Below are 14,515 nucleotides of genomic sequence, written 5' to 3'. Positions count from 1 at the left end.
TTCTTGACAGGATTTGTGGCATAGGGCAAGGTTGGAAATGGAGGTGCTCACATTGGCAAGCATACTGGTCGTAGACGACGACCCGCATATCAGGGAACTCGTTAAGCATTTTTTGCAACAAGAAGGTTTGCACGTCATCGAGGCCGTGGATGGCCTGGATGCGCTGCGTGTGCTCGATGATCACAAGGTTGATTTGGTCGTTCTCGACATCATGATGCCGGGCATGGACGGATGGGAGTTATGCCGCCAGCTGCGGCAGCAGACGGACCTGCCTCTCCTGATGTTAACGGCCAAGGGGGAAACCTCGCAGATCGTCAAAGGATTTTCGCTGGGTACGGATGATTACCTGGTGAAGCCTTTTGATCCGCTGGTGCTCGTCGCACGGGTGAAGGCGCTGCTGAAACGATATCATATCATGACTTCACAAGTGATCGTTCTCGGCAGGCTGGTCATGCGGGGAGATACGTTTGAATGCAAAAATGGCGAACAGGATATGGTTCTCCCGCGTAAGGAATTTGAATTACTGTTTACCCTGGCAAGTTATCCAGGCAAAACGTTTACACGCGATCAGTTAATCGAAAAAATTTGGGGGTATGATTACGAAGGGGACGAACGAACGGTTGATGTGCATATCAAGCGGCTTCGTGAACGGTTTCCCGAGGAAGAGCATGCTTTCGTCATTCGTACGATGCGAGGGCTAGGGTATCGCTTGGAGATCAGGACATGAAGCGGGAACCCGGATTTCTTCATATGGCCAGAAACATCATTCTGGTATCCCTGGCGCTGTTTGCCTGTTGGACCGCGGCCTTCTATATTACGAGAAGCGTATATTCCCTGATTCCGTGGGAACCGCATGAGCTCATCGCTTTTCTGATCAATGCCATGCTCGGGTTCATCCTCTTTGGTATAGGCATTACTTGCATCGGTCCACTGGTTAAGGGTAGGGATAATGAGCATTTTAATGAATTGATTCAGGCACTGAAGAGTATTTCCCGGGGGGATTTTCGCGTGAATCTGGATGCGGCGTTTGCCCGTCGAGGCGGGAGACAGGGACATACACATCCTTATGCCCAATTGGTGGAAAGCATCAATGACATGGCGGCGAATCTCAAAGCGATGGAGGATTTGCGTCAGGAGTTCATTTCGAACGTGTCCCATGAAATTGGATCGCCACTGACCTCTATCATCGGGTTTGCAAGAGCACTGAAGGACAAAAAGATGGACCAGGAGCAGCGTGACCAGTATTTGACGATCATTGAAACGGAGTGCGTCCGTCTGTCCAGACTCAGCGATAACTTAATGAAGCTTGCCGTCCTGGACGCCTCGGAACACGCATCACATCAAACCACGTACCGTTTGGACCGACAATTGGTTACGCTGATTCTGGCCTGCGAGCCACAATGGGACGACAAAAAAATCGATATGAACGTGGAGCTGGAAGAGCTTGAAATCACCGCTGATGAGGATTTGATGATTCAGGTGTGGGTCAACCTTCTCCATAATGCAATCAAGTTTACGCCACCGGGCGGAAAAATCGATGTTTTACTTACGCAAAGCGAAGAAAACGTATCGGTCCGTATTACGGATAGCGGACCCGGTATCGCCCTTCAGGACCAGCTTCGGATTTTTGAGCGTTTCTACAAAGCGGACGAATCGCGGACCCGTGCCTTGGGCGGCAGCGGGCTGGGCCTGTCGATCGTGCATAAAATCGTGGACATGCATGACGGTACGGTCGCTGTTTCCAGTGTACCGGGTAAAGGCGCGACGTTCACCGTACACATGCCGCTGAATAAACGAATCGATACTGGCGAAGATGAAGGCTAGGGAGCTGCGTTGCAGAATGACCCCAGCCTGTTTTTTAGGCTGTACAACACTTCTTCAGGCACTTCCTTGAATTGGATGTCTTCGCCTAAAAATAACAGCCAGTTCGCGATTTCGGTTAGCTCCTCGGGATGATCGACTTGCACATACATTTTGAGCAGCGCCGTGGTCTGGAACGGATTGGTATAAGCAAGCGAAGCTTTCAAGGGATGGTATTTGCGAAACTGCGCAATGGCTTTGGGGCCGAGCTCAAGGGTCAGGTTGCTTTTTTGTTTCTGCTCGTGTAAGGCTTCCATGATCTTTTTTGCGCTGACCCTTTTTTTAGGTTGAAACGGTTCGGCCTCTACAACGTGATCGACAGGGATAATCCGACGCTGTTCCTCCATTAAATCAAAGCCCTCCATCAGCCAAAGACTGTTTTCGCGATGAAGATGCAAAAGGTACAGCTGAACCGTTTTTATTTGCTGGCCTTCCTGGACGGCAACCGTCAAACAGCGATCCGAAAGCAGCATGTGAATGATTTGCTCCAGCATCGGATGGGGAAGATCCGAAAGGTCAAGCAGATCGGGATGATGGGGGTTCGTTCCTTCAAAAAGCAGCAGTTGATTCAACAGGACAAGGTCGTCCTGCTGATTTTGCGAAATAAGGCCAAGCAGCTTTTCCGCCAAAGACTGGCGGCTCTGAAGATAAGGCAGCTGTTGATTTCTTGTCGCCATAAAGGCGATGAACAGCGCTTTGATCTCATTGTCGGTAAAGCGGGCTGCTGGCAGGACCGAGTTGTTCATGACAAAATATCCGCCGTCCCGCCCAACCTCAGCCACAAGCGGCATGCCCATGGATTCAATTTCCTTGATGTCCCGGATGGCCGTCGAACGGGAAATATCGAATTCCCGCATGATTTCCGAGATGGTAAAGCGGGAACGATTGTTGATATACCGCATCATCGTATTAATCCGTTCAACTTTTTTCATGCAGCCTCCTAAACAGTTTCATTTTCTGACATGATTTAAGGTTATTATAAACCTATCAAGGGATAAGACAAAGCCCTGATCAAACCCAAACAAAGGCAGGTTATAAAAATGGCAAATTATACGTTGGAGCAAAAAGAAAGTTTTACGGTATCGGGGATCGGCGTGGAGCTGAAAAGCGACTATACGGACTATGTCGGCATAAACAAAGAGAAGTCCGATTTCTGGACGGCGATCGAAGACAATGGGAAGCTTGAAGCGTTAAAATCCATTGCCACGAACGACTATATTTTTGCAGTAAACGAAGCAGTAAACAACAAGATGATGCATTATGCGGGTGTCATGACCGATGCATCCATGCCGGATATTACGAGAGTCATCCAGTTTCCGAAAGGGGAATACCTCGTCGTCAAAGGGGAAGCGAAGACGGCGGAGGAGTTGAACCAGCTGCTCACCGGCATTGCCTTTGGTCATGCGCTGCCTGAAGCAGATCATGTGGCCTATGTCGGCGGACCGAATACAACGGTAGAGATGGGGCAGCGGGACGGAACGGTCTTTGGCGAAATGTGGATTCCGGTCGTCAGAAAATAAATAAGAGAAAACATTTTAAGGAGAGACGCAGATGTCATATATCGTTGATTTTAAAGAGGTGTCCACCGTTGGTTTGGAATCGTCGCCAGTGGCTGCCGCTCTTGCGGGCTTGCGCGCCAATGAAGCCAGGTATTTCATGAACAAGTACAAGCATGAATTTACGGTTGTGCCTGCAAGCGAAAGTCAGGACGTGCTGGATTACGTGAACCGCATTTTAAAGGAGGAGCGTGATTTGACGTTTGCAGCCAAACCGCTGGAGACGTCGCGCTTCCAAGTAGACAATATTTTATTTACTTACGTGTTCTATGAAGACGGCCTTGGACTTAATGTGATGTATACGGTGGATGACCCCAAGAAGCGGGCCGTCGGTTTGAAGCTTTCGGATGGCATGGAGATTCCCCAAGAGCTGGAAGGGAAATTTAAGTTTGCGCGGCAAAAGTCCAAATTGGCCGGAACGATCCGCGGTTCGTTTTTTGTGATCAAGGGAGAATATTAATCTTATCGACGATGCGGAAAAAGAGCAGCAAGCGTTTGCGGCTCTTTTTTGCTTTTTGTACAGGGAAAACCTGGTGCAATCTTCTTGCATAAAAATGAACGGAACTTTCCGCTATGCGTCAATTGACCTGCTTATTTTCAAAGGTTTGCGCTGATATACATTATTCTGGATCAAAGCAAAAATGACGAGCAGGGCACCGTAAAATTCATTTATGCTGATGGAATATCCCTGAAACGCCATGACAATGAATGTTGTTACAGGCACCAAACTGATGAACAGAATGCCATTGACAGGCGAAAGCCATTTCATGCCCACATTCCAGCTTAGCAAAGCGATCGTTCCCGGGAACACGACCATAAACAGCATATGGTACTTGATTGAAAGCAAATCATTCCAGTGAGGGACGGGAAGCAGGTGCAGCAGAGACGCGCATGAAACAATGACGAAAGAAACGATGGTTCCGAGCAAACAAGTCAGCGCAGAATACCTGAGTACGGACCACTGATGAAACACGCTTCCCCCCAATGAGTAGACGACCCAGCCTACAGCTCCCATAAAGATAAGAAATACAGGGAGTAGGTGCTCTCTGGCCATGATAAAAAACGAAAGGCTTCCATTGGTGATCACAAGCAGGGCACCAACGAGAGCAATGGTTATGCTGATCAACGTCATGTTAGCCGGTTTCGCTTTGCTTCTGAACCAAAGGATGACAATCGTAATCATGGGCATCAATGCTTCCATAATCGAGGCCACAATCGTGCCCGAATTTCCCATCAGATGTTGTCCGGAGAAAATCATGAAATTGTACAACGTAAACCCCATCGTTCCGTAAAACAACAGCTTTCCGCCTTGGCCCTCGAATCGAAAAGCGGTTTTTCCCTCTTTAAAATAAAGCAGCGCGACGAGAAGAATCGTCACAAAGAAATAACGATAAAACGAAAAATACAGGGGATCCATGGACTGCAATGCGCTGTGTGCCACCGGAAACATGGCCCCCCACGACACGCTGGCAATCAAACATAGCAGCGTGCCCAAGCCAACCTTCTTGCTCATACCTAATCTCTCCAATTCAATCAATTCAACGTGATTTAGCATACGTGAGATCAAATGTAGAGTAAAATGATTGAAAATGTTCATTATCATCATTTAAAATGATAGAAAAGATGAACGCTCAACATGGATATATTCTGATTGAGGGCTATGACGCGGGGGAAGAGCAATGGACGTCAATGATTTGCGAATTTTCAAAACGGTTGCCGAAATCGGCAGCGTAAGCCAAGCTGCGGTTGAATTAAATTATGTCCAGTCCAATGTAACCGCCAGAATCAAACAGCTGGAACATGAACTGCAGACAGAATTATTTATAAGACATAAACGTGGAATGATGCTCAACTCGGAGGGCAAACGATTACTGGAGTACGCCGAAGAGGTTCTGAGCAAGTTTGACGAGATCAAACGTGCATTTCAAAGCGATGAAGCTCCTTCGGGCATTCTTAACATCGGAATCGTGGAGTCACTGATCAGTTTGCCCGGGATCCTATTTTCATATATCGAAAAATATCCCCATGTGGATCTCTCCTTAAATGCAGACGTCAGCGAGAAATTGTTTCAGGATGTGCTGAATTTGAAGCTGGATGGCGCTTTTATTACCGGACCGGTCAAACATCCTTTGATCGAATCCCATGAAGTTTTTGGCGAAGAACTCATCATCGTGGCAAAGAGTGATTCCTTTGTGATCGAAGATGCCGCAACGATACCGCTATTGTTATTCAATAAAGGATGCAGTTATCGCGAAAGGCTGGAAGGTTGGTTAAAAGCCGAGGGCATCATTCCTCGGAAAGTAATGCAGTTCGGCACATTGGAAACGATCATCGGAAGCGTCGCGGCCGGCATCGGAATTACAATCGTTCCGAAATCGTCCGTCAGTCCATGGATCAATGATGGCAAGCTGCATGCATACTGCATTCCTGAACCGTTTAACAATGTGTCCACCGTATTCATCCGCAGGAAAGATATTTTTTATACCAACACCCTTCGATCCTTCGTTCAAGCGTTATCGCCATCGGAGAACGATCTTTTCGGGGAACGTGTTGCTGTGGAAAGTCGCTGAATTAGCGGCTTTTTTGCTTTGAGGCAGGCATATTCTCGCCGATTGCGAACAATGAGTTGCGGAAAAAACAGGTAGACATCCAGAGTAATCTCATATAAATTAATACTTATTAAAAGTATTATAAAAATATAAAAAGAAAGAATGTCGGTGTACGCATGACCACATTCGAAGAATAGGAGGGTAACACAAATGACGACAGCATTACATCAGCAGCGCATGATTCGTAATATATTATTTCTGTTGTTTGCCTTGCCAGGGTTATCTTTCGCTTCCTGGGTAGCGCGAACTCCCGCCGTCCGGGATGCGTTGAACGTGTCTACGGCAGGAATGGGAATCATTATTTTCGCTTTGGCCATCGGTTCGCTCACCGGATTGCTTACGGCTGGATCCGTCATTGCCCGCAAAGGTGCGCGTTTGGTCATTATGATAAGTTCTTTGATGATCGTCATCGGGTTTGTTGCTATTGGCATCGGCGCGAGCGTAAAAGTTACGGCGATCGTCATGGTCGGCCTATTTATATTTGGGTGCGGGTTCGGTGCGGCTGAAGTAGGGCTGAATATGGAAGGTTCGGCGGTCGAAAAGGCATTGAACAAGATTTTGCTGCCTGCTTTTCATGGCTTCTTTAGCGTAGGTACATTAGCGGGTGCAGCCATTGGAGTAGGTGCAGAAGCGATTCAACTTCCGATTATCGTACACTTTTCCGTGCTTGCCTTGTTGATTGCCGTTACGTTATGGTACTGCTTTCGATATCTTCCGGAGGCGACAGGCAAGGAACCTGCACAGACGGTCGGTCACAAAGGGGGCGCGCTCAAAAAACAGCTTAAGGTTTGGACGGAAAAACGAACGTTGTTGATCGGGGTCATGGTTCTGGGCATGGCATTTGCCGAGGGCTCTGCGAACGATTGGTTACCGCTCATTATGGTCGATGGTTATGGTGTTAGTGCACTAACAGGCTCATTTATCTATGGGTTGTTTGTTGCAGCTATGACCATTGGGCGCTTTGCAGGCGGTTGGATCCTGGATCGGTATGGAAGAGTGCGGGTACTCGCGGGATGTGCCATTTCAGCCGTTCTCGGTTTGGTGCTCGTGATCTGGGGTCAACATTATATTCTGTCTGCGATGGGTGTCGTTCTTTGGGGGCTTGGAGCCTCGTTAGGTTTTCCGGTGGGTCTGTCTGCAGCAGGGGATGAACCTGAAGGGGCAGCGGCAAGAGTAGGCGCTGTAGCAACTTCGGGTTATATCGCGTCGTTGGTGGGGCCGCCCGCTTTGGGGTTCCTTGGAGAGCATTTTGGATTATTAAATGCAATGATTGCAGTGCTTATCGGAGTTATGATCTCGGGATCATTGATCCGGTGGGCCAGACCCAGCGATGAACCGAATACTCCCTTTGGGCAGGAAAAAGACGGAGTCATCCCCAAGGATATCGCATAACCAACCGCAGCTCTTTATTTGGACAGAAAACCGCGTTTCAGCGGTTTTTTATTTCGGCTGGAGCATTTTTCAAAAGATGACGTTCCGTTTATAGGGATGCCGCGCGCTGTTTACGATATTGCGACGGTTTGACGCCGTAATATTGAGTGAACATTCGAGTAAAGTAATCGGGCGAGTGAAAGCCCACGCTCAGCGCAATCTCCGTAATTGGGCGCTGCGTATAACGCAGCAGCTTCTCCGCCTGCTTCAGCCGATATTTGTTCAGCGTTGCGACGATGGAATCTCCGACCTGCTCTTTAAACAGGTGGGACAGCCGGGAAGGAGAAAGGAATACTTGATTCGCCAAATCTTCGATCAGATGGTTTTCTGCAAAATGGAGCGCAAGAATATTCAGCACTTCTTTCACTCTGGGATCGAGAAGCTTTCGATCGGCATGCTGGCTGGCCAAAATCAAAATGATCTCTTCCAGGGCGTTTAACATAAGCTCCTCTTGAAAGGCGATTACGGGCTCGACGCGATACGAGAGGATGCGGCGGAATGCATGTTCAATGGATGCACGAGTCTGAGTGCTGTCGATCTGCAGGTGGTAAATCGCCCCGTCTGTTTGGCTTGCCGGCAACCAGTCCGACCAAGCCATGCGGGGAGTATAGTGGGCCCACATTTTCTCCCAGACTTCATGTTGTTCTGTATAAAAGTGATGTTTAACCCCGGGCGGAATAATGGTAACCGTCCCCTCCGCACACTCAAGAAACCCATGGTCTTCATGGTTGACCACACCTTTACCAGAAAGCGTATACATAATCAGCCAGTCTTTCGTTCCGTTTGGTCGATAACACGTGTAACCGTAAGGCATGCGATAATAATCCGATACGAGAATGCCCGGTGGGTGCGTATATTGTTCATCGTTTTTTGCCATAGCAGGATTGTTAGGGTTTTCAGCCATATCATCATTCCTTTCCCATATGCTCTATCTTACAATAAACACCGGATGTCCAGTATAAAGATTTGTGTGTTCAAGTCATTCGCCATCTTGGTGTGGAGGTAGAACAATGATAAAAGGTCAGCAGGAAATGACGTGTTTGAATTTGGCAGGAGCATGGGGATATGCGTTGGATCCGAATGATATCGGTCATCAGGAGGGGTGGTCCGGCGATCTCACTCCCTATGAGGAGGGGACGGTGCAGCTTCCGGGCACATTGGCGGAGAACGGCATCGGTGAAGAGAGGGTTTGGGGCGACGAGATGAATCGCGAAACCGTGCGTTCCCTGAGGCCGCGCTATAGCTATGTAGGCAAGGCCTGGTATGCAAAAGAGGTTCTTGTTCCGGAAACGTGGGCGGGGCGGCACATGGTTCTTTTTATCGAACGGGTTATGGTCCAATCCACCCTATGGGTCAACGGTCATCTTGCAGGTGAGCAGGACAGTCTTTCGGTTCCGCATCGTTTCGATGTAACTCCGTTCATCCTGCCAGGCGGGACCAACAGAATCATGATCTGTATCGATAACCGGGATATTCATCGGTTAGGCCAGCATCCAAGCGCCTACACCGATGAAACGCAAACGATCTGGAACGGCATGATCGGCCGCATCGAAATGCAAGCGATGCATCCGATCTATCTGCAAGAAATGCGGATCTTTCCGGATATGGACAACAGCAGGATCAAGGTAACGGGAATGTGGACGAATACGACAGCAAGCCATGCGGAAGTATCATCACGGCTGTCTGTACGGTCCCTGGAGTGTTCCGAATGGCTTCAAACGAACAGCGATCCGTATGAGTCAACGCTTCCTCCTTATAGCTCGGTTCCTTTCGAATGGTTCTGGGATATGCAGGAAGATCATGTCCAGCCGTGGGATGAATTCAGTCCCCATCTCTATGAAATGAATGTCGAGTCGACGGTGACAACGCCAGCGGAATCCACGAAAATAGAGCAAAAGCAGCGTTTCGGCATGCGCTCGTTTACTGCCGTGGGGACCCATTTCGCAATAAATGGACGCCCAGCCTTCCTGCGGGGAACGCTGGAATGCTGTATCTTTCCGCTGACAGGCTATCCGCCAACAGACCTTTCGGTCTGGCTGCGCCTTTTCCAAATCGTGAAGGACTATGGGTTAAACCATGTCCGTTTCCATTCATGGTGCCCGCCCGAAGCCGCATTTGATGCAGCGGATCAGCTCGGCATCTATGTGCAGGCCGAAGGGCCGGCATGGTTGGACACGTGGAATACGCCCGTTGGTGCCCACCCGGAACACTACGACTATTTGCCGAAGGAAGCTGGGCGCATTATTCATGAATATGGAAATCATCCATCGTTTTGTTTGTTCAGCAACGGCAATGAACTAAACGGGGATTTCCATCTTCTTCATCGCATCATTGCGGAGTTGAAAGCAAATGACGATCGGCGCGTATACACGCTGACCTCGAACTGGGACCGGCCGCTGGACCCGGCGGATGATTTGTTTTGCGCACAAACGGTCGACGGAATCGGTGCGAGGGGGCAATATTTTCCGGATGCACTGTCGGACGCTACAATGCTCGATTTCAGAGAGGCCGTTGCGCAGCGAAACGTGCCGCTGCTGAGTCACGAAATCGGCCAATATGCGGTATATCCCGACGTGGAGGAAATCCACAAATATACGGGCGTGCTCAGACCGGTTAACCTGGAAGCGATTAGAGCCGATCTGGAGCGCAAAGGGATGCTGGGCGACATTAAGAAGTTCGTCTACGGCTCGGGGATGCTTGCCCTTCAACTGTATCGCGAAGAAATCGAAGCAGCGCTGCGAACGCCGGGCCAAGGCGGGTTTCAACTGCTGGATCTGCACGATTTTCCGGGTCAGAGCACGGCAACGGTCGGTGTTTTGAATGCGTTTTGGGAGTCCAAAGGGTTGATTGAACCGGAACAATTCCGGACATTTTGCAATGAAACGGTGCTGCTGCTGAAGATGCCGAAGCGTATTTTCACAAACGGAGAAGCGTTTTCCGCCCAAGTGTGTATTGCCCATTTCGGTCCGCAAGTTTTGCGGTCATGCGATTGGATATGGAGCATCGCGAACGAGCAGGGCGAAGTGTTGGACCACGGTGTAATCCATACATCGGATATCGGACAAGGATCAGGCATTCCGATCGGCTCGATCTCTTCAAACGCTTTTCATAAAGTGAAAACAAGCGTAAGATTAACCGTTCTCATTCAATCCAAAGGTGGAACGATACGGAACGAGTGGCCGATCTGGGTATTCAGCGATTCGGAAGAAGAAACTGCCCGTGATCAAACGAACATATGGATAACGGACGTTTGGAACGAAGAAACCGAGCAAAGGCTTGGAGACGGCGGATCGGTATTATATACCGTAAATGCCGAGGCTCATCATACCTTTCCAGGGAAATTTATTCCCGTCTTTTGGAGTCCTGTGCATTTCGCCACTGAAGATCCATGCGGCATTTATGTCGATGAACACCATCCCGTCTTTGCTTCGTTCCCGACGAAATCGTATGCCGAACATCACTGGAAGGAGCTGCTGGATCGCTCCGTGTCGTTGTGTCTCGATGAATTTCCTGGCAGCGCAGAGCTGATCGTACAGGTGATTCCGAATTTTTATCATAACCGCAAGCTGACCAATCTGTTTGAATGCCGGGTTGGCTCGGGCAAGCTTATGGTCTGCGGAATCGACATCGTTAACGATTTAGACGCAAGGCCCGCGGCAAAGCAGCTGCGCCGAAGCATTGTTTCCTACATGAGCGGCGATGCTTTTCAGCCGAACAATTCGGCCGCCACAGCGGACCTGCAACAACTGCTTCAAACGAAGCCGGACTTTCAAGATGGGGATCAGCTTTGACGTGTTCGAATCTATCACGTTCGAAAAAGCTATCATCCTGTAAGGCGAAAAGTCGGCTTACATCATGTTCTAACGAAATGCTGTCCAGATCATGCTAATTCACGACCTTAAAATCCAGAAGAGCGGCTCGGATGTGAAGTATAATGAATATTCGAGCCTATCCAAAAATCGGTGTACACCCGTTCAAATCATGCTGAAATGGAATGGGCTTTTGAACGAGTGAAACAGTGATTCAGACAGAAATGAAGGAGTGACGGCATGCACACAGACTTGGACAAAACATTTCCGTATTGGAATCCGGATCTTGCCCTCGAAGAGCGGGTGAACGATCTGGTTTCGCGTTTGACGTTGCAAGAAAAAATCGAGTTGATGCCGCAATATCAAGCAGGCGTAGAAAGGCTTGGCATCAAGCCGTACAAGCACGGCACGGAAGCCGCTCACGGTATAGCCTGGCTTGGCGAGTCGACCAATTATCCCCAGCCGATCGGTTTGGCGTGCACCTGGGACAAGGACTTGCTGCAACGGATCGGAAGCGCGATCGGAGATGAAGCGAGAGGTTTTTATCAGCGGAATCCGGAGCATAACGGATTAACGTTATGGGCGCCGACGGTGGACATGGAGCGGGACCCGCGTTGGGGCAGAACCGAGGAGGCATACGGGGAAGATCCCGTGCTTGCCGGCAAATTAGCCGCAGCGTTGGTGAAAGGCATGCAGGGCGACCATCCCTTTTATTTGAAATCGGTCGCAACGTTGAAACATTTTATCGGCAACAATAACGAGGTTGATCGGGGAGAGGCCTCCGTTAGCCTTGATCCGCGGAATTTGCGCGAATATTATTTGAAAGCGTTCGAGATTCCGTTTAAGGAAGGCGGAGCTCTGTCGATGATGACGGCGTATAACGCGATCAACGGCGTGCCTGCGAATCTTAGCCCCTTGGTTAACGACGTCGTGAAGGGCGAGTGGGGGATGAACGGCTTCGTGGTGAGCGATGCATTTGATGTAACGGGGACGATGAGGGATCATCATTACGTCGACACCGTCAAAGAGGCCGTGGCACGGTCGATTCGGGAAGGCGGTATCGACAGTATAACGGATGAGGCCAATGTCGTGACAGAGGCGATCCGCTTGGCGCTTGAGGATGGGCTGCTGACCGAAAACGATCTCGACACGGCATTGCAGAACACGTTCCGCGTGCGATTCAGGCTGGGAGAATTCGATCCCGAGGAACGAAATCCGTATGCCGCGGTGGGGGAGTCGCATATTTTGAAATCCTCGCATGCCGAACTGGCGCGTGAAGCTGCGCAAAAAGCCATCGTTCTGCTCAAAAACGATAAAGAGACCTTGCCGCTTCAAGCAAGCAAACTCAGCAAAATCGCCGTCATCGGTCCACTTGCCGATGCCGTTTACAGCGATTGGTACAGCGGTACGATTCCATACGAGGTCAGCCCGCTGCAGGGCATCAAGGATCGCCTGGCCACAGAAGGAAACGAAGCAGAGGTCCGTTTCTCAGGCGGCTCGGACCGCATTAGATTCAAGTCGACGCGAAGCGGAAAATATGTACGGAGCGTCAGGGACGGGAAGGAAACGCTCGCGGCTTCCGGCGTTACCAAGGAAGAAGCCGATATCTTTGAAACCACCGATTGGGGATGGGGGAGCCATACCTTACGGGCGGAACGAAATGGCCGGTATTTAACGACGGACGACAGACATGTTTACGCTTCAGCCGACCGGATCTGGGAATGGTTCACCAAGGAAGTGTTCCTGATTCATCCGTTGAATCCAAACAAGTCATTGGCTACCATCTCCACATGGAATGATACCGCACTTAACGTGGACGAACAAACCGAATTACTCGTCGTTGGTGACGGAACCGCTGCCGAAACAACGAACGAAATCAATGTTGGCGGCGCGGCGGAAGTGGCCAAAACCAATGCAGCGACCGCCGAACCGTTTGAGCTGGAGTATGCAGGCGTCGGCGTAGAGGAAGCCGTTCGTGCTGCCAGTGGAGCAGACGCGGCCATTGTTTTTGTCGGGAACCATCCGCTGATCAATGGCAAGGAAACGATGGACCGACCTGACATCACGCTTCCTGCCTCGCAGGAAACATTGGTGCTGGAGGTGCTGAAGGCCAACCCGAATACAATCGTGGTTGTCGTCGGCAGTTATCCGTTCGCGTTGAACGAATTGCAGGCCAAGGTCCCTGCGATTCTATATACTTCCCATGCGGGACAGGACCTTGGGCGGGTCGTTGCAGATGTGCTGTTCGGCGACGTCAATCCTGCCGGGCGCCTGAACATGACGTGGTATTCCTCTGTTGAGCAATTGCCGCCGTTCATGGACTATGACATTATTCAGGGTGGACGGACTTATCAATACTTTGAAGGCACGCCGCTGTACCCGTTTGGGCATGGTTTTTCCTACAGTGCCTTTCACTATGAAGCGCTGCGGATGTCCGTAAATCAAGTCGAGCTTGGGCAAGACACGGCGGTTGAACTATCTTTCCGTCTGACTAATACCAGCTCGCGAACAGGCGAAGAAGTTGTGCAGTTATATGTGAGGGCAGGTACTTCGCGGGTGAAACGACCGCTTCTGCAATTGGCCGATTTTCAGCGCATTTCGTTGCTGCCTGGCGAAACGAGAGAGGTCACATTCCGCCTGCCGTTGGAATCACTGCGTATTTGGGATGTCACTCGGGAGCGGTTCTGCATCGAAAGCGGTCGATATTCCTTGATCATCGGTTCTTCTTCCGCTGACCTGCGACTGGAAGAACAGCTCACGGTCGTTGCCGAGACCATTCCTCCGCGCGACCTGATGTCTTTGACAAGGATCGTCAACTATGATGCATGTCGCGGCGTTTTGATCGGCGAATGCCGGGAGGGAGGAAGTTCGACCGAGGTTATAGAAAACACGGGTTGGTTGTTGTTTGCGGACGCATCGTGGGAGGAAGGTATTAGCATAATGGAACTGCGGGCCGCAAGTCCGGAAAAGGCAACGCTTGAGGTCAGACTTGACGCATTGGACGGACCGCTCGTTGGCAGATGCGACATTTCTGCCGGAGGGTATCAGGAATGGAGGGATTTTTCGTGCGAATTGATCCTGCCTTCCGGACGGCACGATGTATATCTGTTACTGCAAGGTCCGATCTCGCTCAGTTGGTTTAGAATGTTAGCGTAATTCATGCAATTGCTGCACCATAAAGTCGATTTCAAAAAGAGGACTGCCAATGCCATGGCAGCCCTCTTTTTAGCTTTAACCTTAACAACTTAGC

Annotated in this window: 11 protein-coding genes; 8 read left to right on the top strand and 3 right to left on the bottom strand. The window is 50.0% G+C overall.

The genetic code is table 11. The annotated features are described in order from the left end of the window. The first annotated feature begins 52 nt into the window (after window positions 1-52). Both RSX24_RS11130 and RSX24_RS11125 read left to right on the top strand, forming a co-directional pair. A complete protein-coding gene (locus RSX24_RS11130) occupies window positions 53-727 on the top strand; it encodes a response regulator transcription factor (protein ID WP_339278185.1) in 675 nt (224 codons plus the stop codon). Then, a complete protein-coding gene (locus tag RSX24_RS11125) occupies window positions 724-1,824 on the top strand; it encodes a sensor histidine kinase (protein ID WP_236414036.1) in 1,101 nt (366 codons plus the stop codon). Before RSX24_RS11130 ends, RSX24_RS11125 begins: the two co-directional genes overlap by 4 nt. On the opposite strand, the gene RSX24_RS11120 is transcribed toward RSX24_RS11125, so the two are convergent. Next, window positions 1,821-2,792 carry a helix-turn-helix transcriptional regulator gene (locus RSX24_RS11120; RefSeq protein ID WP_343260613.1) on the bottom strand — a complete coding sequence of 324 codons (972 nt, stop codon included), beginning with the start codon at window positions 2,790-2,792 and terminating at the stop codon, window positions 1,821-1,823. The genes RSX24_RS11125 and RSX24_RS11120 overlap by 4 nt on opposite strands. A gap of 108 nt (window positions 2,793-2,900) precedes the next feature. On the opposite strand from RSX24_RS11120, the gene RSX24_RS11115 reads away from it, so the two are divergent. Both RSX24_RS11115 and RSX24_RS11110 read left to right on the top strand, forming a co-directional pair. Next, window positions 2,901-3,380 carry a GyrI-like domain-containing protein gene (locus tag RSX24_RS11115; RefSeq protein WP_343260612.1) on the top strand — a complete coding sequence of 160 codons (480 nt, stop codon included), beginning with the start codon at window positions 2,901-2,903 and terminating at the stop codon, window positions 3,378-3,380. 31 nt (window positions 3,381-3,411) lie between these two features. After that, the gene (locus RSX24_RS11110; RefSeq protein ID WP_343260611.1) at window positions 3,412-3,876 is read left to right on the top strand and encodes a DUF8821 family protein; all 465 of its coding nucleotides are present in this window, start codon (window positions 3,412-3,414) and stop codon (window positions 3,874-3,876) included. Window positions 3,877-3,987: 111 nt separating this feature from the next. On the opposite strand, the gene RSX24_RS11105 is transcribed toward RSX24_RS11110, so the two are convergent. Next, the gene (locus RSX24_RS11105; protein ID WP_343260610.1) at window positions 3,988-4,929 is read right to left on the bottom strand and encodes a DMT family transporter; all 942 of its coding nucleotides are present in this window, start codon (window positions 4,927-4,929) and stop codon (window positions 3,988-3,990) included. Between the two features lie 166 nt (window positions 4,930-5,095). Here RSX24_RS11105 and RSX24_RS11100 point away from each other — a divergent pair, with 166 nt between their 5' ends. Further along, window positions 5,096-5,986, top strand: coding sequence for a LysR family transcriptional regulator (locus tag RSX24_RS11100; protein ID WP_343260609.1), 891 nt, complete (start codon window positions 5,096-5,098; stop codon window positions 5,984-5,986). Window positions 5,987-6,175: 189 nt separating this feature from the next. Continuing rightward, complete coding sequence (locus RSX24_RS11095; RefSeq protein WP_343260608.1) at window positions 6,176-7,417, top strand: MFS transporter; 1,242 nt, start codon at window positions 6,176-6,178, stop codon at window positions 7,415-7,417. Between the two features lie 88 nt (window positions 7,418-7,505). Here the strand turns inward: RSX24_RS11095 and RSX24_RS11090 are convergent, their stop codons facing one another. Beyond that, a complete protein-coding gene (locus tag RSX24_RS11090) occupies window positions 7,506-8,360 on the bottom strand; it encodes a helix-turn-helix domain-containing protein (protein ID WP_339278192.1) in 855 nt (284 codons plus the stop codon). Window positions 8,361-8,466: 106 nt separating this feature from the next. Here RSX24_RS11090 and RSX24_RS11085 point away from each other — a divergent pair, with 106 nt between their 5' ends. Continuing rightward, on the top strand, window positions 8,467-11,247 hold the full coding sequence (locus RSX24_RS11085) for a DUF8487 domain-containing protein (protein ID WP_343260607.1): 2,781 nt from the start codon (window positions 8,467-8,469) through the stop codon (window positions 11,245-11,247). Between the two features lie 258 nt (window positions 11,248-11,505). Then, window positions 11,506-14,421 (top strand): glycoside hydrolase family 3 C-terminal domain-containing protein, encoded by a 2,916-nt coding sequence (locus RSX24_RS11080; RefSeq protein ID WP_343260606.1) that lies wholly within the window; start codon window positions 11,506-11,508, stop codon window positions 14,419-14,421. The last annotated feature ends 94 nt before the right edge of the window (window positions 14,422-14,515 follow it).

It is taken from the genome of Paenibacillus hubeiensis, from assembly GCF_032334105.1.
GTDB classification, from domain to species: Bacteria; Bacillota; Bacilli; order Paenibacillales; family Paenibacillaceae; genus Paenibacillus; species Paenibacillus hubeiensis.
This window is presented reverse-complemented; position numbering and strand designations above follow the sequence as displayed.